This window comes from Acidaminobacter sp. QWL-03 (assembly GCF_058683855.1).
Genome location: NZ_CM178752.1, coordinates 550,485 through 571,781 on the forward strand (window position 1 = coordinate 550,485; position 21,297 = coordinate 571,781).

The window sequence follows — 21,297 nt, forward strand, 5'->3', positions numbered from 1 at the left end:
AGCGCCATATTCCATTCTATTCTATCACATGAATAGGATTATGAAAGTCAAATTGAGGTATGTATACTATTGAAATTACTAATTGTCAGCAAAAGTAACTGATGAATGGGGGAGCGTCATGAAGAAAAAAATTATGGTGGTTGATGATGACCCCAATATCTTGAATTTGATGAAGATTTATCTTGAACAAGAGCGTTATCATGTCATCCCCATAAACGACAGCACAAAGGCCGTTCAACTATTTAAAATTGAGATGCCGGAGGTTGTGCTGCTGGATATTATGATGCCTCAGCTTAATGGCTTTGAGTTGCTCGCGGAACTTAGAAAGCTCAGCAACGTGCCAATCATCATGCTCTCCGCCAAAGGGGAGACTATTGATAAAGTCATGGGACTTGAGCTTGGCGCAGATGACTATCTCGTCAAGCCGGTTGACCCCAGCGAATTGATGGCAAGAATTAAAGCGGTGTTTCGCCGATACAGCGGAAACTCAGAAGACAGCAAAATATTGGAGTTTCCTGATCTGATTATTGATTTGGGACGCTTTGCGGTCACCTGTAAGGGCAAGCCAGTCGTTATGCCGCCTAAGGAACTCGAGCTGTTCTATCTTCTCGCTTCGCATCCAAATCAGGTTTTTACGAGAGAGCAGCTTTTGGACAGGGTTTGGGGCTTTGACTATGTAGGTGAGAGTCGAACCGTGGATGTCCATATCAAGCGTCTCAGAGAAAAACTGCCTGAGCACGACGCTTGGGAGATTAAAACCGTTTGGGGTGTGGGGTATAAATTTTCAATCTGATCAGGTGGTGATTTTTTGAGAACCATTTATTATCGACTGTCCATGCTCTATGTCATCATACTATTGATTTCTTTTGCTTTCATTGTTATTGGTGTCAATATCGCCATCAACAGTCTGATGATCAGTCAAAAGCAAGAAATTTTGCTGGACAAAGCCATGACTTTCCAGCAGATTTATTCAGATGCCGCCTCGAGTGGCATCCTGGATGTGCAGAGATTGGAAATTGAAGTGCAGTCACTTGAAAATTACTTAGGCGCTCAAGTGCTGCTGGTTGACCGCCAAGGCCGTGTGTTTATGTCAGATGCCAATGTGACGGATCTTATAGAAGAAGCGGAGATCAGCAGCTATGACCTGGAAATGATGTATTCAGGAGACGTCATTACTAAGCGCACTAAGCTCAGTCAGTTTGGACAGGATCAGTACCTCTTGATTGGATATCCAATTTTTATAAATTTTGAGGTTGAATATGTCTTGTTTTTAATGGCGTCCATCCCAGAGATCAGCATGACTGCTCAAGATGTAAATACTGCAGTTGCTATGGGACTCGGACTCAGTGCTGTTGTGGCGCTTTTGATGCTGTTTACTTTTTCCAGAGCCATGAGCAGAGAGATTAATGATCTCAATGAAATTGCCAGGCATGTGACCAGCGGCAATTTTGACAAGCGCATCCAAAGTAAGCGCCAGGACGAGATCGGTGAACTTGCGCAAAGCTTGAACACCATGGCTGAAGCGCTTATGAAGCTGGAGCATACGAAACAAAATTTCATTTCGAATCTGAGTCATGACCTGCGCTCTCCGCTGCAGTCCATCATTGGTTATACCAAAATATTGCTGGAAGGCAAATCAGAACCGGACAAACAAGAAAAATATCTCACCATAGTTTTAAACGAGAGCGAACGACTGACAAAGCTGGTTAACGATATATTGGACTTGTCAAAAATGCAGAGTGGGCATTTGGAACTTGAAAGAACCTATTTTGATCTGCATGCATTAATTCTCAACGAACTTGATAAAGTTGAAGGGAGAATTGAAAGCAAGAAGCTTCATGTCATTGTTGATTTTATGGAGTCTGGCTGCCAGACTTATGCAGATTACGCAGGGATCCAAAGTGTATTTCAAAACTTAATCGATAACGCAGTCAAGTTTGTGGATGTTAATGGGACTCTTGAAATAAAAACGGAACTACAGGAACACAAGGTCCTGGTCAGCATAAGAAATACCGGTGTCGTTTTATTGCCTGAAGAACTGAACGAAATTTGGCAGCGCTTCTCAAAACTCGACCGGGCAAGGAGCGAGCACAGGGATTCTTCTGGGTTGGGACTGGCCATTGTTCGCGAAATCATAAAAGTGCATGATGAACGCATTGAAGTCATCAGCACACCTGAGCTGGGTGTTGTTTTTCAGTTGACCCTTCCGTTCGTGAGCTGGCAAATCTAGAGATTGCACCCGGTGAACTATAGAAAAATTAATTATTTTGAAAATGTTTTTTTAGAAACTGTTCATAAAATCTTCACAAATTTTTTCTAAACTTGAGCTATCAATAAGATTACCAGTGTTAACAGTTGCGTCACAGCACTATTTAATCAAACAGGAAGGTGAAAGTATGGATCAACAAGATTTTCAACCAACGTCTTCTGAACCTGAAACGCAGACAAATAAACGACCATCGGCAGAAACAAAATCAAACAGCTTTGCTAAACTGCTGGTCATCATTCTGATCATGGCGGTCGTCGGCGGCTTTTCTGCAGGTGCGGGGGCTATGTTTTTCAAGAATTATTTAATGCCGGACGAGACGCAAGCGCCTGTCCTGACCACACAGCCAGCAACTGAAAGCGCGATTGCAGCAAGCGCTGGAGACAATGCGGATATCGCGGCCATTGTCGAGGCGGTTGGCCCAAGCGTCATCAGCATCACGAGCACGGTAACGTATACGGATTTCTTCAACATGGAGCGTACGGCGCAATCTTCGGGTTCCGGCGTTATCTTCGCTGTGACGGCTGATTCCGTGGACATTTTGACCAATGAACACGTGGTCGCGGATGCAAAAGAAGTCATGGTTCAGCTGAAGCCGGATCAGTATTTTAAGGCTGAAATTGTTGGCAAGGACAAATCAACGGATTTGGCGATCATCAGAATTCCTGCGGCAGACATCCCGGCTGAGGTTCTCAGCACAGTCAAAGCGGCGAAGTTTGGAGACTCTGATAATCTTAAAGTGGGTGAAGTTGCAATCGCCATAGGTAATCCTCTCGGCTATAACAGCACTGTTACTGTGGGGGTAATCAGCGCGGTTGACAGGGAAATCAAGGATAAGAATTCGCTTAAACTCATTCAGACGGATGCCGCTATTAATCCCGGAAACAGCGGCGGTGCCCTTGTCAATTCCAGGGGTGAGGTCATAGGAATCAATACGATCAAAATAGCAAACACTGACGTTGAGGGTATTGGTTTTGCCATTCCAAGCAACTCGGCTGTACCAATCGTCAACGAACTGGCTTCCAAAGGATTTGTGTCAAGGCCGTATCTTGGCATCTATGGCATGGAAATCAATGCTGAAACCGCTGAGGCTTATGGCATTCCAATTGGAATTTATGTGCGGGGCGTTATTGAAGGCTCTGGCGCCGAATCTGCAGGGATCACTGCAGAAGACGTCATCATCTCAGTGGATGACACGAGGATTGAGACCATGACACAACTCTCGGAGCTTTTAGCGCAGCGTGAGGTAGGGGACAAGGTGACTGTCAGAGTCGTACGCGGCGGCAGCACACTGGAGCTCGAAGTGACCTTGACGGATGCCAATTCCTGATAGTTGATCCCAAGCTGTACGTGCAAACAATTTTAGAACCGGACGAGGCATCCATAGGGGGTGTCTCGTTTTTTTTGAAAATGACTAAGGGGGTCCATTGAAGTCTTCAGGTTTTTTGAATCGTGAGGGCTTCAATTGGGTATGATATTTCACAAGTGAAAAAGTTTGAGTTTGGAGAGGATGCCACTTGAAGATCACACTGCTCGTTGACAATCAGACCCTGGTGGATCAGTATTTTCTCGCTGAGCCTGCCTTCTGCGCATGGATTGAGTCGGGCGACACGAAGCTGATGTTTGATACAGGCTATTCAGAGGTGTTCCTGGAGAATGCGAGACGACTGAGACTCGAAATTTCTGAAGTGGACCTATTAGTGCTGTCACATGGTCATAGTGATCATACCTGGGGACTCCCGGCGCTGGCTGGGCATTTGCGGCTAAATCGCCGCAGACCGGACCGCGTCAGGCTGATCGCTCATCCGGAGGCCTTTTATGAAAAAGGGCTGGACGGTGAAGTGTATGGCGTCAATTTTAATATTGAGGATTACAAAGATGTCTTCGACGTCGTTCTAACTAAGTCAGCCGTCAATTTGGGAAGCGGTATGATGTATCTGGGTGAAATTCCAAGAAAAAATGATTTTGAAGGCAAGCTCGCCATTGGACAAACTCGTCGCGGGCAAAGCTGGGAAAAGGATTTTATATTGGATGACACCGGATTATCCTATTTGGGAAAAGACGGACTTGTCATAATATCAGGGTGTTCCCATAGCGGTATTGTCAATATTGTAGAGCACGCTATGACACTGAATGAAACGAGAAAAGTCATAGATGTGGTGGGAGGTCTGCATCTTCAGAAGCCCACAAAAGAGCAGCTGGAGGGCACGGTGAGATTTTTTGAATCACTTGACCTGAAACAGCTTCATGCCAGTCATTGCACAGATCTCGCCTCTAAATGCAGATTGATGCAGACGCTTCCTTTAACGGAGGTTGGTTCAGGAAGTGTGCTGGAGTACTGCTGAGGATTGTGCGGGGTTTAATGACAAATACAATCTGAGATTAAAAAGCCTGAAGGGGGTCTACAAAATGAAAGGGTATCGATACAGGTTTAACGGGCATGGTTTTAATTTGATCAAGGTAATCTATCGAATAATAGGAACAGGTTTCGAGCCTGTCTTTTTTGAAGACCGGGTCGATTTTGTGGACAAAGACAATGCAATCTTCGTGACGCTTTTCAACGATCCGGACTATATCAGGCTGGTCTTCAGGGTTTCGGTGCCTAAGCTTGAAGGTGTGACTGAGGGTCAGCTGGAGACTCCGGAAGGACGTATCAATATTTGGACTTATGAGGGTGAAAAAGTGGAAGATGCTGTTTTTCTATCAGAAATTGGGCTGGCCAACTATAACAGCCATCATAAGATCTAGCCGGAATGTGAGTGCAGAGACACTTAAATGACCAAAAGAATAAAGCCCCTGAAGCATCTGCTTCAGGGGCTTTATTCTTTTGGTGCCCGAAGGCGGATTCGAACCGCCACGCCTCGCGGCGGCTGATTTTGAGTCAGCTATGTCTGCCGTTCCATCACTCGGGCGCAATCAGGCATAAATCATGACCTGCAAGAATTATAATAGCACAGAGTATACATTGAGTTCAAGAGTTAATTTTGAACAATTCAAATATTAAAAAACGGTATCCTATGGTATATAGGGGTTTGTTTGTAATATAATCATCAAGTGAAGAAAGGAACTGGTGAATGCTTTGAAGAAGATATTACTTTTGTTAATTGCACTCGTTGCTCTGATGAGCCTAAAGTGGCACTTTTATTATGAGATGATCCAAATGTCAGAAGGTAGTCTGATGACCATAATTCTGACAGTAATGATGGCCTTGTGGATATTTTTCGCCCTGGAAAAGGCGGGAAAACACAAAGGGGCATGGATCTTTGTAGTGATCTATAGCGTGGTATCCGTCATATTTTTGGTCGATGTTGTCTACTTTAAGCAATTCAACGCCAGAGCCACCGTCAAGATCCTGCAGAATGTCGGTGTGGTTGGAGATATTGGAGACAGTATACTGGCAATTTTATCGCCAAAGCATTTTATAGCTTTGATAGATATCCCCCTCTGGGTTCTATTAACAGCAATGCTCCACAAACAGGGGGAACGCTTTTCGATTCGCTGGCGGTTGCTCGTGATATTGCCCGCAGTCATGGGTGTTCTGTTTTCAGTGCCGCAGCTTAGAATTGCTTATACCGAAAAGATTGGTGCCAGAGAGTTTTTTACTTTTCATGTCGAGGACCTTGTTGCCAGTGTCAGTGGAAAAGTAATGAATTTGCAGACGGATCAATTGGAGATCTTGAGTGCAGTCGGACAGAAAAACGCGATCTATCAGGATCTTGAAGCCCTAAAGGCACAAAAGTATTGGGGGATTGGGGAAGGCCGGAACTTAATCGTCATCCAGATTGAGTCCTTCCAAAATTTTGTGGTCAATAGAGACTATGAAGGTCAGGAATTAACGCCTTTTTTAAATTCATTAATTGGACATGATTCGCTCTATTTTGACAGCTATTATCAGCAGCTAGGTATGGGAAATACATCAGATGCTGAGTTCGCGACCAATAATTCTATCTATCCGACTGTCTATGGTCAATCTTACGCGCTCTATCAGGAAAACGCCTTCAGAGGTTTACCGTGGCAGCTCAGGGATGAAGGTTATACCGCGCTTGCGTTTCATGGGTACAAAGGCGACTTTTGGGGTCGGGATCTCGCTTATCCAGGCCAGGGCTTTGAGCGGTTTTACAGTGAGAAGGACTTTACCATTACTGAGCCTCTTGGCTTTGGTTTGAATGATTTTGAGTTTTATGAGCAGTCCGTTGAACTTTTAAAGACTTATCAGCAGCCTTTTTACGGATTTTTTATTACGCTCAGCAATCACCATCCTTATCAATTGCCTGCTGATCTTCAGGAAATTACACTGAGACCTGAGCACCAGGGCACTCTCTTTGGAGATTACCTTCAATCTGTGCGTTATACAGATAATGCGCTTGCTTATTTCTTTGATCAGTTAAAAGAGGCCGGCATGTATGACAATTCTGTCATAGCGCTCTATGGTGATCACCATGGGCTGGTTATTACAGATCTGGAGTCCAAGACAATTTTGGATGATTTTCTTGGAAAGCCTTATGAGTTTGACGAAATGCTTCATATTCCGCTGATTATCCATACGCCGGAATCCGGCGTCAACGAAACAGTAAGCAACATTGGCACTCAAGTCGATTTTCTGCCTACAATTATGAATCTCATGGGGATTCCTAATGACAACTATCTGATTTTTGGACAGGATCTGGTGAATACAACAGGCGGCATTGCGGCATTCCAGGCCTACACTGCGTATGGTTCCTTTATTAGTGAGGACTATGTCTTTGAAATGTCCAGGGATTACATCTTTAATAACTCGAGAGCCTGGAACCGTAAAACCGGAGCGCCGGTAGACATCAACCTTTGCTATTTGCAATACAATAAGATCAAGGAGGAATTCGAGGCGTCCAAATATATTTTGGACAATAACCTTCTCGCAGACGCAACAACCTACTTTGGTCATTTGGCAAAATCTGACGGAGCTGAAAATGGGAATGGTGTTGAAACTATCGGCCAGGAAGTGGTCTTTGTGGGCGGGGCACCTGTAAACGGCGTTGAAGGGACCAATACAAAGGAAGCGCTGGACATGGCTTATGAGGCAGGTGATCGCGTGTTGGCGCTCGATTATTCATGGACTGAGGATGGGGAAGTCGTCGCTATGGAAACAATCGGACAGTTTTCATTACTTCTGGAACAACCACTTAAGGATGCCAGCAAGAAATCGTTCCTGGATGCAAAAATGAGCGGCGGTCTGACGCCGCTGGATCTCAAACGCTCATTGAACTGGCTCAGCCGGCATAAAGACGCTATGATGATCTCGTTTTCCGATGACCGGTCCATTGATTTTTCAAAATATCTTTACGATAATTACCGTGATGCATTGGCGCGTTTTGTCATTGTCGTGGACTCCTTTGAGAAGTACTACAGATTGGGATACTTGAAAGTCGATAAGATCGCAATAGATGCTGATGCGCTTAAGAATGATCCGGAGGACTTGCTCCAGTTTGTCGAGAATAATCCTGTCTATATGGTCATTACCAGTGACGCCAGAATGAGTGAGGATAAAAAGGAAGACATAGCGATAAGGACTAACCTCTTCATTAGGGAAGGCAAGTCCCTTGTGCACTATAAGCCATCTAAATAAAAAAATCAACGGGGGTGCGCTTTGAAAGTGCATCCTTTTTATTGTTCCTTTGCCCTTGTGACTGGGGGGGAGATGTGTTATTATGTTTACATAATGTTATGAGGAGCGGTGAAATGGATCCAATAACCCATGGTGTCATTGGTCTCGCGATATCCACTTTTTCAGGGACCACCCCAAGCCTGGACAATCCTGTTGCGATTGGCGCTGCAATCGGTGCCATGATTCCTGATTCAGACGTGGTCATTCGACTGTTTTCTGACGAAATGACCTATTTGAAGCATCATCGCGGATGGTCACATTCGCTGCCGGCACTCACTATTTTCTCCGGCTTGATCACTCTAGGACTCTCGGTCATGATGCCGGGTTCGCTGTCCTTTGAAGTATTTTTCTGGACTCTGATGGGGGCATTATCCCATACGATATTTGACATTCTCAATTCCTACGGCGCTATGCTGTTTAAGAAAAAGCGCAAGTTGAACTTGCTGACCCTTTATGACCCGTTTATTACCCTGTTGGCGATTTATTTGATTTTCTCGGGGGAAAAATCACTTCTGCAGTACGCAACTGTTGTGCTTTTGTTTGCTGTCTATCTGGCTATGAGGTGGAAGATGAAGCAGAGGGCACATCATCACGTGACGACGGCAATCTCACGGCAGTATGACTTCAAGCGCGTTACAATTCTCCCATCCTTGAAAGCGTTTTATAAATGGGATTTTGTTGCAGATACTAAAAGCCATCATATCGTTGGGAAATATAATCTCTTTACGCGAAAGCTTCAGATTATAGCAAAATACTACAAGAAAGACTCTCGGCATCTTGGGACGTTCGATCAGTCGAATCTTGGGCGCTATTTCAGAAGATTCAGCCCCAATATTCACCTTGAAGTGGTGGAGCATGACAACCATATCGAGTTGAAAGCGATCGATCTGAGGTATTATATGAAGAACAGTTTCCTCCATCATGGCACGCTGTACCTCGACAGAAACGGCGAGATTGTGGAGTCCTATTTTCACCCATACAAACAAAATAAATGGATCCCGGTACTCGAGGGATAGTGGTAAGGTTGACCGCAGCTTCGGCTGCGGTTTTTAATTTGAACCGATCGTGACACGATAAGGTTATGTCTGCGACGTTCGCCAATCTCCCGCAACTTGCTCTGACGTTCGCCGGGACAGGATTCCTTGGCGTAATTTTCACATTTAGGTGTGAATCTTTTTACGGCTTGGGTATGAATGCTTGGAACCAATTGAGGCAGTGCGGCGTCTAAAGCACTGAAAGCCTCGATCGAGGGAGGGATTCAAGTTGACATCCAATGACGCAGTATTGATCCAAAAGAGCAAGCAGGGCGACGTGCACAGCTTTGAACTGCTCATCTCCAAATATCAGGTCTACGCTTATAATATTGCCTGGAGAATGCTTGGCAATGAGGAAGACGCGAAGGATGCGACTCAGGAGACGCTTATCAAGGTCTTCAAAGGTCTTGACAAATTCAAGGAAAACTCAGAGTTCTCAACCTGGCTCTACACCATTACTGTCAACACATGCCGCGATCAGTTGAGAAAGCGCAAGAAGGTAATGACATTATCCGTAGATGACACTGAAGAAAAAGTCCCAATTCAACTTGTTGCTGAAGAATCTGCTGATCCTGCCGTACGACTTGAGCAAAAAGAGGTGGCTGGCCAGTTGCTTTCTGCGTTAGGAAAAATCCCGGAGTTTCAAAAAACTGCAGTACTGCTCCGTGACGTTTACGGTTTTTCCTATGAAGAGATCGGTGCTATTGAAAATTGTTCAGTGGGTACCGTCAAATCCAGAATCAGCCGGGGACGCCACGGTCTGCGTACCATAATACTCAATGAACGAAGCACCAAGATTCAGGAAGGGGGGACAATCTGATGCTTAACACCTGTTCAATAGACCATCTGCACGATTATTTGGAAAGAGATAACTATGAGATGGATCCCCGTGCTCTGGCTGAAATTGAGGCGCATCTTGAACAGTGTTCGGATTGCCGTTCCTATCTTGAAGACTTATCGCTTCTTAAGGGGGAGCTGGCTGCCATGCCACTCAAAGCGCTGCCTGATGGGTTTGAAGAAGAACTTCACGCCAGATTAGTTGAAGAAGCCAATGTGAAATTGGTTTCAAAAAGATCAAAGATTTCTAACTTTACACATTCGATGTCATTCAAAGTACTGAGCGGGATCGCTGCCGTGCTGATCATAGCCATAGTTGTCGTAGGAACGGCTGGTAATCCGTTGAGGAATTTGCTTACAAAAGCTAAGCTTGAAGAAGCATCCAGTGATATGGCCGTAAGTGGAGCCCCTGCACCCGCAGAAATGCCCGCGGCTTCCATGGACAGAGATGGGACGGTTGTCTTTGAAGAAAGCATGAATAACGCCAAAGGTTTCGGTGAAGCCCAGTCAGCTCCGGTGGAGCCAGGTGCGCCGTTAGGTTCAGCGGAAGTGTTTGATCCTTCGCTCTTTGGCAAAATGATTATTCGAAATGGTTCCGTTAGCCTGGAGGTCGAGACGTTTGATACGGCTTACGCCCAAATCGAAGACATTGTGAAGTCCCTTGAGGGTTATATTGAGAGCGCGGATACCTACTCGACGCCTATTTATGACAACAACGGCCGACGTGGTGATATTCAGGGCGGAACCGTCAGCCTCCGTATTCCAAGCACCCGCTTTGACGCCGCCATGCAGCAGATCAAGACTTTGGGTACTGTAACGCATTCCAACATTTCATCCTATGATGTGACGGAAAGCTATGTGGATACCCAGAGCAGGATCAAGAACCTGGAAGCCAGAGAGCTCAGACTCAGAGAACTCCTCGCGCGTGCGGAAGTCATTGAGGACATCATGGAAATCGATCTGCAGCTCGCCAATGTCCGCACGGAGATTGACAGTTTGAATGCGATTATCAAAAGCTATGACAAATCCCTCCAAATGTCGTCCATTCAAGTCAGTCTTAACGAGAAGCCACTGAGTGAGAGTACTATCACAACGCTTGACGACAATCTGTTTGAAAGAATGAGAGCCAACTTCATCCGCAGCATCAATGCGGTGGTTCAAATGTTCCAAACTATCCTGGTCGGCCTGGTGGCTATTCTGCCGTTTCTTTTGATCTTTGGCGCAGTGCTTTATCTGGTGCTGAGACTTGTCAGGAAGTATCTCAGAAACAGAAAGCAAAGTTTGTAATGTATGATTATGCCCCCTTCGAAGGAAGGGGGTTTTTTGTTTGGGATTTTGTTTTTTGCCGATGGTCATTTGTCCCGCACTGCGCGGGGAACGCGAATGAAACCATAGGCTAATGTTCTTTGAAAAGGCTTTTTGGCCAATTTTCTGATACAATAGATTTAATGGGCATCATACAATTAAGCCCATTGTAAGACAACGCGATCAGAGGAGTGGAAAAATTTGAAAAAAATTATGATCATAGACGGGAACAGTCTGTTGAATCGCGCTTTTTTTGCGCTGCCACCATTGACCAACAAAGACGGTGTTCCAACGAATGCGATTCATGGATTTTTATCCATGATTTATAAGATGTTTGAAACTTATGAGCCGGATTACATGACTGTGGCATTCGACCTCAAGGGGCCTACTTTCAGACATGCTGCCTATGACCAGTACAAAGGAACACGAAAGGGGATGCCTGAGGAACTCAGGGTTCAGGTGCCCATTTTGAAGGAAATCCTCGATGCCCTGAACATTCATAGAATGGAACTTGAAGGCTTTGAAGCGGACGATTTGATTGGCACAGTATCAAAGCGCTGCGGTGAGCGTGGCTTGAAGGTTCTGATTGTAACAGGGGATAAGGATGCTTTGCAGCTGGTGGATGACCAGATTGAGGTGCTGATCACGAAAAAGGGGATCAGTCAGATAGAGACTTATGATGCGGACGCGATCCTTAAAGAGTACAGTCTCACACCACTGCAGCTCATTGATTTCAAAGGGCTTAGTGGGGATACGTCAGACAACATCCCTGGGATTCCCGGCGTTGGGCCAAAGACAGCCATCAAGCTGCTGGAGACCTATAAGAGTGTAGAAGCGGTTGTACAAAACTATGAAGATATTGAAAACAAACGCCTTCGAGGGTTGGTGGAGACCTTTGGGAACCAGGCGCTTATGAGTAAGTCGCTGGCGCGAATTGAGACCAATGTTCCTCTGGAGTTTGAGATGGAAGAATTTTCACTCAGAGAGCCTAAGCTTGAAGCGGCCAGAGCTTTGTTTTCTCTTTATGAACTGAAATCGCTCATGGGCCGGCTGAAGTCGGAGTCTGGGCATGTGGATAGTACGTCGCCTGAAACGGCCTCAGAGGATGTCTCGTGGATTGAGGATTCTGCGGCTTTAAGGGATCTCATGGATGAAGCGGCGAGGTCAGGTCAGGTTTCGATCTACAGTCTGATTGAAAAGATTCACGTCAGGGATCTGCGCTTCAGAGGTGTAGGCGTTGCCCTGAAGAATCGATCTTGCTTTATTCCTGAAGTAGAAGGAAAAAATCTGGCATCTGAATTTCTGATGACAATTGGACCTCGTGGAGATATTGAAAAGTGGAGCTATGATCTGAAGAGAGAGTATTTATTGTCTTATAATCTGGGCTATGTGTTGGAAAATGGATGTATGGATATAGCCATTGCCCGATATTTGATTGATCCTTCCAGGACTAATGAAAGACTTTCTGCTATGGCATTCGAACGGTTAAAAATGAATATTCCTGATGATGAGTCCGTTTTTGGAAAAGGCGCCAAGTCTGTGGCTTTGTTTGATGTTGAGCTGCAGCAGGCCGCGAAACTCGCTCAAAGCAATGCCAGAGCTATTTTTGATTTGGCCGTTCAAATGAGGGATGAAATTTCAAATGAAAATATGACTCAACTGTTTCATGAGGTTGAAATGCCTTTGGTTGAGGTTTTGGCCAGCATGGAGTATGAAGGCTTTAATGTTGACTTGAAAGAGATCGAGGACATGGATCTTCTCATCACTGCAAAATTAGGACAGCTTGAGTCAGAGATCTACGAACTGTCCGGAGGGCCATTCAATATTCAGTCGCCTAAACAGCTCGGCGAAATCTTGTTCGACCGTTTGGGTCTGCCTACCCAGAAAAAGACAAAGACGGGTTATTCAACGAGCCATGATGTCTTGGAAAAACTGGAAAAGCATCATCCAATTATTGCATTAATTATGGAATACAGAACTTACAGCAAGCTGAAAAGTACTTATATAGATGGACTGCGTCAAGTTATCAATCCAGTGACGGGGAAAATTCACTCCAGCCTGAATCAAACCGTGGCTATTACAGGGCGCCTCAGCTCTACAGAGCCGAATCTGCAAAACATACCGGTTCGGCTGCCCCTTGGCAGACGGCTCAGAAAAGTATTCCTGGCAAGTGAAGACCACATACTGGTAGATGCGGATTATTCGCAGATTGAGCTCAGGATTCTTGCTCATTTTGCAAATGATGCACGATTGATTCATGCTTTCAAGAACAATCTGGACATTCATACACAAACTGCTGCTCAGGTTTTTGATTTAACGCCTGAAGAGGTCACAAGTCTTGAAAGAAGCCGTGCCAAAGAAGTCAACTTTGGCATAGTTTATGGCATGAGCGATTATGGACTTTCGGAGAATCTTGGAATCACGAGAAAAGAAGCGAGGCTCTATATCGACCAATATTTCGCCAAGTACCCCAATGTCAAAAAATATTTGGATGATACCATTGAGCAATGCAGAACGCATGGTTATGTGACGACCATTCTAAACAGAAAACGGTATATTCCTGATATTCACTCAAAGAACTTTAATCTGCGATCCTTTGCAGAGCGTACAGCTATGAATACGCCTATTCAGGGAAGCGCCGCAGATATCATAAAGATCGCTATGGTTAAGGTTTATCAGGATCTGAAAAAGGGCGGGTACAAATCCAGGCTGATCCTTCAGGTCCATGACGAACTTCTGATTGATTGTGTCCCTGAAGAGTTGGAAGCTGTTAAGGCTTTGTTGAAAAATGATATGGAGTCGGCTGTCCAGCTTGAAGTACCAATTGAGGTGGATATGAATTCGGGTTCAAACTGGTATGAAACAAAATAGCAATCCGAACTTAAATGCATGGAATTCTTGTGTCACTGGAGGTGATGACCGTGAGAAAAATTGCGCTGACCGGCGGAATAGCCAGCGGTAAGTCAACCGTGACCCTTATTCTGCGTGCCCGAGGCTATGTAGTTATTGACGCGGACGATATAGTCAGACAGCTGTATGGAAAAGGGAAACCAATCTATAATGCCATAGTCAGCGCTTTTGGCAATGAGATTCTGAATCTGTCAGGTGAAATTGACCGGAAGAAACTCGGTGCCCTTGTTTTTTCGGATTCAGAAGCTCGCAAATGTCTGAACAGCGCGACACATCCCATTGTGGAAGCAGAAATAACCAAAGAACTTCATGAAAAGCAGCTTCAGGGCGAAACCATGGTATTTGTAGATACGCCGCTGCTGATAGAAACAGGAAACTCAGAACGATATGATGCTGTGATTCTTGTGGTTGTGGATTTTGAGACACAGCTTCAGCGTCTGCAGTCCAGAAATCAACTCAGTCATGATGAAGCCGTGCTCAGGATTAAGAGTCAGATGCCGCTTGAGGACAAAAAAGCCTACGCGGACTTTATAATTGATAATAATGGTACTCTGGAGATGCTTGATCAACAGGTGGATCAGCTTCTCGCACGGTTGAAGCATTCAGATTAGTTCAATTCGGGTGAAAATGTTTTCGGGAAATTCTGGTTGACTTTAGTGTTTCATGGAGGTATAATGAATTTCGTCGGGTAAACCGGCGAATACGTGCGAGAGTGGCGAAACTGGCAGACGCACTATCTTGAGGGGGTAGCGAGCTAATGCTCGTGCGGGTTCAAATCCCGCCTCTCGCACCAAACGGACGATTTCGAATCGTCCTTTTTTTTACCTTTTTTGCCGAAACGTAATCAATTCATCCATCGCGGACAGGCTTTGGCGCACTTGTCAAAGATCCATTCCGAACAGGACAGGAGGATATTTAGATTATGAAGCACACTAAGATTCTTTTCGTCGCGTTGCTTTTAGGACTTGTGATTTCAACAGCAGGCTGCACGAATCAATCCGCTCAGACAAAACCTGAAGATCAGCTGAATACCTCAGAAAATGCCGCGACTGGCAGTGAGTCCTCTGAAGCAGCTCAGACAGAAGGTGCACAGGAGACTCAGTCAGAAAACGAAGAGAGTCATGATGATTTAGAAGCTTTCAATGACTTCAGCGATACTCTTGCTAAATCTGTGGACATTAAAAATTTATACTATGAATATGAACTGCGGGTAGAAGGTGTCTCCAGGGAGTACTATTCTGCATGGAAAAGCGAAGATCAGGTCAGAATTGACTCGTTTGATCATAAGCATAGTATATTCGCGAATCTAAAGGATGAATCTGTCTTTGTGCTGGATCGGACATCAGGTGTTTTATCACCTTCAGCCTATGATGAGGCGTTCTTTAGCGGCATGATGTCACCGGTGGCATTTAACGAGGCCTTGGAGCAGGATATGTTTGAACATGTTCACTACGAGGGCTCGGCACTGATGGACGGCAAACCGTGTGATGTTTATGAGGTTCATACCGCGGACCTCAACGTGATTTATTACTTGTGGAAAGACAACGGACTGACCGTGAAGATGATTGCCCAGATCACAGGGTTCCCCAAATATGAGTATTATTTCAGGAGTCTGCAGCCGGAGGGTGCGTCTAAAGAAGATCTGACAATGCCAAACGACGTGACAGTATCCAAAGAAACCGTTATGCTCCCAACTTTGAAGGTTGGACAATAAAGTAGGTATTCCGAAACAAAGGAAGACAACGCCTCGTGCGATGTCTTCCTTTGTTTATTCAGGGGAAAGGTCGGGCGGCAGTTCGATGTCTTCTCTTTAGGATGCAAGGGACATGACTGCATGATAGAAGCTGCTTTCATTTTTTCTTTTGAATATAACGTTATTATTTTATCAAAATTTATGGGAGCAAATCAACAACACAAGGATAGTGTTAAATAGAATCGGCTTTTTAAGGACCTGCTGTTGTTAACTAATTAACGCTCGAAACGTTGAAAAATATTGAATTCAAGCACTTTCAGTTGACAGTGGCGCGAGATGTAGTAAAATTGTTTAGAGTACTAATTTTATTGATTGTATACTGTATATTTAACTCAAGGGGTGAAACCATGGGCATTTTTTCTTTCAAAGGCGGCATACATCCGCCACACGCAAAGAAATACACTGAACACAAGGCTGTTGAGCTTGCTGTCGAACCAAAAACCGTTGCAATACCACTCAGACAGCATATAGGCGCACCTTGTGATGCGCTCGTACAAAAGGGCGACTATGTCAAAGTTGGTCAGAAAATTGGCGAACCAGCATCATTTGTTTCTGCAGCAATTCATTCAAGTGTCTCCGGTACGGTGAAGGAATTGAAAGTCATGGACACACTCGGAGGAAAAGATTTATGTGTGGTCATTGAATCAGATGGGTTAAACGCAGTAGACGAAAGTATCAAACCACATCCGCCGCTTGAGTCACTCGAAGCCAAAGAGGTTATGGATATTATCAAGGGTGCGGGCATTGTCGGTATGGGCGGCGCAGGTTTTCCAACTCACGTCAAATTGTCACCCCCAAAAGAAAAGACAATTGATTACGTCATTTTGAACGGTGCGGAATGTGAGCCATTTTTGACTGCGGACCACAGACTGATGCTTGAGACGCCTGAGAAAGTTGTACTTGGACTTAGGGCGCTGATGAAGGTATTAGGCGTGCCAAAAGGTTACATAGGCATTGAAGACAATAAGACAGATGCAATCGACTCAATCAAGAAGGCTGCAGCCTCTTATCCGGAAATCGAAATTGCTTCGCTCAAAACGAAATATCCTCAAGGCGCTGAAAAGCAGTTGATCTTTGCAGTCACGGGAAGAGAAGTGCCTTCCGGCGGACTGCCAATGGATGCCGGCGCTGTGGTCAACAACGTCGCTACTGCAGCGGCGATTGCTGAAGCGTTAACCACTGGCATGCCTTTGATAGACCGAATCTGTACCATTACCGGTTCTTGCATTAAAGAACCAAAAAATCTCCGTATTAAAGTTGGCACCATGTTGACGGAAATTGTTGAGCAATGTGGCGGCTTCAGTGAAATACCCGGAAAAATAGTCTTAGGCGGACCTATGATGGGCATCGCGACTTCAACACTCTCTATTCCTTCTACAAAGACTACCTCCGGCATATTAACCTTTAATGAGGCAGACTCGAAGACACCTGATCCATCAGCCTGCATTAAGTGCGGCAAATGTGTCACCATATGTCCTTCGTATCTTGAACCGGTTTACATTAGCGCCTACGCGCTGCTGGATCAATTTGACATGGCAGAGAAGTATGCAGCTCTCGATTGTATTGAGTGTGGCTCCTGCTCGTTCATTTGTCCGTCCAAAAGACCACTTCTCCAGTCCATCCGCTTGGCAAAGCGCGAGATACTGGCCAGAAGAAGAAAAGCATAGGGGGATCGGCAGATGGAACAACAATATAGAGTATCATCATCGCCGCACTTCAGAAGCAATGAATCTGTCAGCGGTATTATGCGGGACGTCGTTATAGCGCTTTTGCCTGCGACGGCGGCGGGGATTTACTTCTTTGGTTTTAACGCGTTGATTACAGTATTACTGTCAGTAGGTGCAGCAGTTGCAACCGAGTTTTTTGTACAACGTTACATGAGAAAAGTTCCAACAACAATTGGAGATTTCAGCGCTGTTGTCACAGGTCTCCTTCTTGCACTGAACTTGCCGGCCTCTGTACCTTGGTTCATACCAGTGGTTGGCTCAATTTTTGCAATTGCTATTGTAAAACAGGCATTTGGCGGTCTCGGTTTCAATTTCATGAACCCTGCACTGGCTGCGCGGGCCTTCCTCATGGCCAGCTGGCCAACGGACATGACGACTTGGGCAGTCCCAAGAGCGGCAGATGGCGTCACAGGTCCAACAGCACTGGGAATATTAAAGGAAGCACTTCCTGATCAGCTGCCTTCCGTTATGGATGCATTGATTGGAAACATTGGCGGCTGTATTGGAGAGACCTCTGCGCTGCTTCTGATCCTCGGCGGACTTTACCTTGTTTGGCGCGGCGTCATTGATATCAGAATTCCTGCTGTCTACATAGCAACGACGTTTGGTCTTCTGTTCATTTTCAATGGTTTTAATTTTCAGATCGCATTCCTGCACGTTTTGATTGGCGGACTCATGCTTGGCGCATTCTTCATGGCGACGGATTATTCCTCAACGCCGGTTAACTTTCGAGGGCAGATGATTTTCGCAGTTGGCGCAGGCCTTCTGACCGCACTGATTCGTCAGTTCGGAGGCTATCCTGAGGGCGTTTCCTATTCAATTCTATTGATGAACGTTGCAACGCCACTGATCGAAAAATATTCGAAATCACGTGTATTCGGAGGTGGCAAGAAATGAAGGAAATTATGAAACTCGGCGCAATATTGCTGGCGATTTGCCTGGTTGCCGCCGTGGCGCTTGGTGTGACAAATGAAATGACCATCGGCAAAATTCTCGAGCAAAGAGAACTGACGAACCAGTTGGCACGTCAGGCTGTTTTGCCGGAAGCGACCAGTTTTGAACCGGTCGAAGCTGACAAACTGGCGGCTATTCAAGGCAATGAACCCATGATTATGGAAGTCTTTACCGGATTAAAAGACGGCAATCTTGTGGGTTATGTAATTAAAACAGCGCCAACCGGGTTTAGCGGTACTGTTGAGGTAACCACTGGCATAAGCGCAGAAGGTACGGTGTCGGGTGTCAGAATAGGCACACACGCTGAAACACCGGGTCTGGGCGCAAACGCGACACTTCCGTCTTTCTACGAACAATATAATGGCATGTCCGCCACTCAAGAACTGGGCGTGTCAAAAACCGCTAAAAGCGATACGGAGATTATGGCGATCACCGGTTCGACGATTACTTCGCGCGCAGTGACAGATGGCGTCAATTCATCTATCCGTGCGGCACTTACATTTGATCGGTAGAGGGGGGCGCATAAGATGAATCTTAAACATTTGACTAACGGGCTCATTAAAGAGAACCCCACATTTTATCAGCTTTTAGGTATGTGTCCAACACTGGCCGTAACCACAAGTGCTCAGAACGGACTCGGTATGGGACTTGCCACCACCGCGGTTTTGGTTGGCTCGAATGCAATGATTTCAATCCTTAGAAAGATTATTCCCAATAAAATCAGAATTCCTGCTTTTGTCGTCGTCATAGCAGCCTTTGTAACCATCGTCGGCATGGTGATGGAAGGTTTTGTACCTGCGCTCTACAAATCGCTGGGACTCTTTATACCACTCATCGTCGTTAACTGTATCATCTTGGCACGTGCTGAGTCTTTTGCCTTCAAAAATGGTGTAGGTCCATCCATACTGGATGGTGTGGGCATGGGTTTAGGGTTTACTTGGGCACTTGTATTGCTGGGCATGATTCGTGAATTGCTTGGAACAGGAATGATCTTCGGCATTTCCATTTTGGGTGCGGCCTATAAGCCGGCAATCATAATGATCCTGCCTCCGGGCGGCTTCCTGACGCTTGGCCTCGTACTTGCTGTCTACAGCGTCATCAAATCCAAAAGAGCGGCCGCAGGCCAATAGGAGGTGAAACGACATGGAAAATGCTAGTTTGTTTGTAATTCTGGTCAGCTCAATTCTCGTCAACAACTTTGTATTGTCACGCTTTCTGGGGATCTGCCCATTCCTTGGCGTTTCGAAGCAGGTAGACACTGCCATAGGTATGGGTCTTGCTGTTACCTTCGTCATGACCTTGTCGGGCATTTTTACCTACTTCATCCAGTACTTCGTACTGGTCCCGCTCCATTTGGAGTATCTTCAGACCATCGCGTTCATACTCGTCATTGCGTCGTTGGTTCAGTTCGTTGAAATTGTTCTTCAAAAAACGAGCCCAACGCTTTATCAGGCCCTTGGTGTCTTTCTCCCGCTGATCACAACGAACTGTGCAGTCCTTGGTCTTGCCCTGTTAAACATTCAATATGAATTTAATTTGATTCAAACTGTGGTCCACTCCGTTGGTGGGGCGCTGGGCTTCTCACTGGCGATTATACTCTTTGCCGGAATACGTGAAAAACAGGTCATTGCAGACGTGCCGCTTCCTTTCCAAGGATTCCCGATCGCTCTGATCACCGCAAGTCTGATGTCAATTGCTTTCCTGGGCTTCACGGGTCTGGTATAGAAAAGGGGTGTAGACTTTGAATGTAACCAACATAATAACTTCAGGCGCAACGCTGAGTGTTATGGGGCTCGCTTTTGGCGCCGCACTCGCTTTTGCGTCTCAGAAATTTGCAGTAGAAGTGGATCCAAAGACTGTCCTGATTCGAGAGGCGCTTCCAGGCGCAAACTGCGGCGGCTGCGGATTTCCTGGCTGTGACCAGTTTGCCAACGCAGTCGCTTCTGGAAACGCTCCGGTCAATGGCTGTCCTGTCGGCGGTGCGAGTTGTGCCTCTGCACTTGCTGAAATCATGGGTGTCAATGCTGAGGTCGGCGTAAAAAAAGTCGCGTATGTGATATGTAAGGGCGGAGATGATAAGTGCCGAACGACCTTTAAGTACGAGGGTATAACGGATTGCCGCGCAGCTGCCATGGTGGCCGGCGGCGGAAAATCCTGTGCTTTTGGATGTTTGGGGTATGGCACTTGTGAGCGGGTGTGCCCGTTTGATGCCATTCATGTCACGAACGACGGCCTGGCCATTGTAGATCCTGAAAAGTGCACAGCCTGCGGCAAGTGTGTTGAAGCTTGTCCAAAGACGGTGATTACTTATGTGCCCTACGGCCAGCAAGTTATTGTCAATTGCAATAACAAGGAAAAGGGACCACAAGTCAAAAAGAATTGCGATGTGTCCTGCATAGCCTGCGGCATTTGTGAAAAGAACTGTCCATTTGACGCGATCCATGTGACAAACAACCTGGCTTCCATAGACTACGAAAAGTGCACCAGCTGTATGATCTGTACTGAAAAGTGTCCGACCAAGTGCATTTCAGGAGATCTTTCACAGCGCAAGAAAGCTTTGATTGAGCCGGAAAAATGTATTGGCTGCACACTTTGCAAACGGGTATGTCCAACAGAAGCGATCACTGGTGAACTCAAAGAAGTTCATGTCGTGGATCCCGAAAAGTGCATAGGCTGCGGAGAATGTGTCAAAAAGTGTCCAAAGGATGCCATTAAAATGGTATAAATTCAATATTGCATAAAGCGCATAGAATGCTGTCTATGCGCTTTATTTTTTTGTCATGTTGATTAAATAACTGCGCTTCAAAAGAGCTTTATCAATACTTTATGGGGAACCTGACAACTGGCAGACAACAGGTCTTTCTTTTTGT

At 45.7% G+C, this 21,297-nt stretch carries 18 protein-coding genes and 2 tRNA genes; 19 read left to right on the forward strand and 1 reads right to left on the reverse strand.

The annotated features are described in order from the left end of the window. The first annotated feature begins 118 nt into the window (after positions 1-118). The 5 genes from AC4PHM_RS02405 (at position 119) to AC4PHM_RS02425 (ending at position 5,014) form a co-directional block, all read left to right on the forward strand. Positions 119-793, forward strand: a complete 675-nt coding sequence (locus AC4PHM_RS02405; RefSeq protein WP_492019307.1) for a response regulator transcription factor — start codon at positions 119-121, stop codon at positions 791-793. A 15-nt stretch (positions 794-808) separates the two neighbouring features. After that, positions 809-2,230 (forward strand): sensor histidine kinase, encoded by a 1,422-nt coding sequence (locus AC4PHM_RS02410; protein ID WP_492019308.1) that lies wholly within the window; start codon positions 809-811, stop codon positions 2,228-2,230. A gap of 166 nt (positions 2,231-2,396) precedes the next feature. Continuing rightward, positions 2,397-3,596 (forward strand): S1C family serine protease, encoded by a 1,200-nt coding sequence (locus tag AC4PHM_RS02415; RefSeq protein WP_492019309.1) that lies wholly within the window; start codon positions 2,397-2,399, stop codon positions 3,594-3,596. A 187-nt stretch (positions 3,597-3,783) separates the two neighbouring features. Beyond that, positions 3,784-4,611 (forward strand): MBL fold metallo-hydrolase, encoded by an 828-nt coding sequence (locus AC4PHM_RS02420; RefSeq protein ID WP_492019310.1) that lies wholly within the window; start codon positions 3,784-3,786, stop codon positions 4,609-4,611. A 64-nt stretch (positions 4,612-4,675) separates the two neighbouring features. After that, positions 4,676-5,014, forward strand: a complete 339-nt coding sequence (locus tag AC4PHM_RS02425) for a hypothetical protein (protein ID WP_492019311.1) — start codon at positions 4,676-4,678, stop codon at positions 5,012-5,014. Between the two features lie 80 nt (positions 5,015-5,094). On the opposite strand, the gene AC4PHM_RS02430 is transcribed toward AC4PHM_RS02425, so the two are convergent. Beyond that, a tRNA-Leu gene (locus tag AC4PHM_RS02430) sits at positions 5,095-5,178 on the reverse strand. A 158-nt stretch (positions 5,179-5,336) separates the two neighbouring features. Between AC4PHM_RS02430 and AC4PHM_RS02435 the strand changes: the two genes are divergently transcribed. From AC4PHM_RS02435 to AC4PHM_RS02500, 14 genes are all read left to right on the forward strand, one after another. Continuing rightward, entirely contained in the window at positions 5,337-7,868 is a 2,532-nt protein-coding gene (locus AC4PHM_RS02435) for a sulfatase-like hydrolase/transferase (RefSeq protein WP_492019312.1), read from the forward strand. A gap of 113 nt (positions 7,869-7,981) precedes the next feature. After that, positions 7,982-8,923, forward strand: a complete 942-nt coding sequence (locus AC4PHM_RS02440) for a metal-dependent hydrolase (RefSeq protein WP_492019313.1) — start codon at positions 7,982-7,984, stop codon at positions 8,921-8,923. Between the two features lie 247 nt (positions 8,924-9,170). Next, entirely contained in the window at positions 9,171-9,761 is a 591-nt protein-coding gene (locus AC4PHM_RS02445) for an RNA polymerase sigma factor (protein WP_492019314.1), read from the forward strand. Further along, the gene (locus AC4PHM_RS02450) at positions 9,761-11,065 is read left to right on the forward strand and encodes a DUF4349 domain-containing protein (RefSeq protein WP_492019315.1); all 1,305 of its coding nucleotides are present in this window, start codon (positions 9,761-9,763) and stop codon (positions 11,063-11,065) included. Before AC4PHM_RS02445 ends, AC4PHM_RS02450 begins: the two co-directional genes overlap by 1 nt. A 219-nt stretch (positions 11,066-11,284) precedes the next feature. Then, positions 11,285-13,954 (forward strand): DNA polymerase I, encoded by a 2,670-nt coding sequence (gene polA, locus AC4PHM_RS02455; protein WP_492019316.1) that lies wholly within the window; start codon positions 11,285-11,287, stop codon positions 13,952-13,954. A gap of 50 nt (positions 13,955-14,004) precedes the next feature. Continuing rightward, positions 14,005-14,604: a dephospho-CoA kinase gene (gene coaE / locus AC4PHM_RS02460; RefSeq protein ID WP_492019317.1), complete on the forward strand. Its 600-nt coding sequence runs from the start codon at positions 14,005-14,007 to the stop codon at positions 14,602-14,604. 95 nt (positions 14,605-14,699) lie between these two features. Further along, a tRNA-Leu gene (locus AC4PHM_RS02465) sits at positions 14,700-14,786 on the forward strand. 129 nt (positions 14,787-14,915) lie between these two features. After that, positions 14,916-15,707 (forward strand): hypothetical protein, encoded by a 792-nt coding sequence (locus tag AC4PHM_RS02470; protein WP_492019318.1) that lies wholly within the window; start codon positions 14,916-14,918, stop codon positions 15,705-15,707. 386 nt (positions 15,708-16,093) lie between these two features. Continuing rightward, on the forward strand, positions 16,094-17,413 hold the full coding sequence (gene rsxC / locus AC4PHM_RS02475) for an electron transport complex subunit RsxC (RefSeq protein WP_492019319.1): 1,320 nt from the start codon (positions 16,094-16,096) through the stop codon (positions 17,411-17,413). Between the two features lie 12 nt (positions 17,414-17,425). After that, positions 17,426-18,370, forward strand: a complete 945-nt coding sequence (locus tag AC4PHM_RS02480) for an RnfABCDGE type electron transport complex subunit D (RefSeq protein ID WP_492019320.1) — start codon at positions 17,426-17,428, stop codon at positions 18,368-18,370. After that, entirely contained in the window at positions 18,367-18,939 is a 573-nt protein-coding gene (locus tag AC4PHM_RS02485; protein WP_492019321.1) for an RnfABCDGE type electron transport complex subunit G, read from the forward strand. Before AC4PHM_RS02480 ends, AC4PHM_RS02485 begins: the two co-directional genes overlap by 4 nt. A 15-nt stretch (positions 18,940-18,954) precedes the next feature. Continuing rightward, positions 18,955-19,557, forward strand: a complete 603-nt coding sequence (gene rsxE / locus AC4PHM_RS02490) for an electron transport complex subunit RsxE (protein ID WP_492019322.1) — start codon at positions 18,955-18,957, stop codon at positions 19,555-19,557. A 13-nt stretch (positions 19,558-19,570) separates the two neighbouring features. Beyond that, on the forward strand, positions 19,571-20,152 hold the full coding sequence (gene rsxA / locus AC4PHM_RS02495; RefSeq protein ID WP_492019323.1) for an electron transport complex subunit RsxA: 582 nt from the start codon (positions 19,571-19,573) through the stop codon (positions 20,150-20,152). A 16-nt stretch (positions 20,153-20,168) separates the two neighbouring features. Continuing rightward, entirely contained in the window at positions 20,169-21,152 is a 984-nt protein-coding gene (locus AC4PHM_RS02500; protein WP_492019324.1) for an RnfABCDGE type electron transport complex subunit B, read from the forward strand. The last annotated feature ends 145 nt before the right edge of the window (positions 21,153-21,297 follow it).

Bases quoted from the DNA above. Each gene is read 5' to 3' on its own strand.
- AC4PHM_RS02415 (WP_492019309.1), top strand. From the start codon at position 2,397: ATGGATCAACAAGATTTTCAACCAACGTCTTCTGAACCTGAAACGCAG.
- AC4PHM_RS02425 (WP_492019311.1), top strand. From the start codon at position 4,676: ATGAAAGGGTATCGATACAGGTTTAACGGGCATGGTTTTAATTTGATC.
- AC4PHM_RS02440 (WP_492019313.1), top strand. From the start codon at position 7,982: ATGGATCCAATAACCCATGGTGTCATTGGTCTCGCGATATCCACTTTT.
- AC4PHM_RS02405 (WP_492019307.1), top strand. From the start codon at position 119: ATGAAGAAAAAAATTATGGTGGTTGATGATGACCCCAATATCTTGAAT.
- AC4PHM_RS02480 (WP_492019320.1), top strand. From the start codon at position 17,426: ATGGAACAACAATATAGAGTATCATCATCGCCGCACTTCAGAAGCAAT.
- AC4PHM_RS02485 (WP_492019321.1), top strand. From the start codon at position 18,367: ATGAAGGAAATTATGAAACTCGGCGCAATATTGCTGGCGATTTGCCTG.
- rsxE (WP_492019322.1), top strand. From the start codon at position 18,955: ATGAATCTTAAACATTTGACTAACGGGCTCATTAAAGAGAACCCCACA.
- AC4PHM_RS02450 (WP_492019315.1), top strand. From the start codon at position 9,761: ATGCTTAACACCTGTTCAATAGACCATCTGCACGATTATTTGGAAAGA.
- rsxC (WP_492019319.1), top strand. From the start codon at position 16,094: ATGGGCATTTTTTCTTTCAAAGGCGGCATACATCCGCCACACGCAAAG.
- AC4PHM_RS02470 (WP_492019318.1), top strand. From the start codon at position 14,916: ATGAAGCACACTAAGATTCTTTTCGTCGCGTTGCTTTTAGGACTTGTG.
- rsxA (WP_492019323.1), top strand. From the start codon at position 19,571: ATGGAAAATGCTAGTTTGTTTGTAATTCTGGTCAGCTCAATTCTCGTC.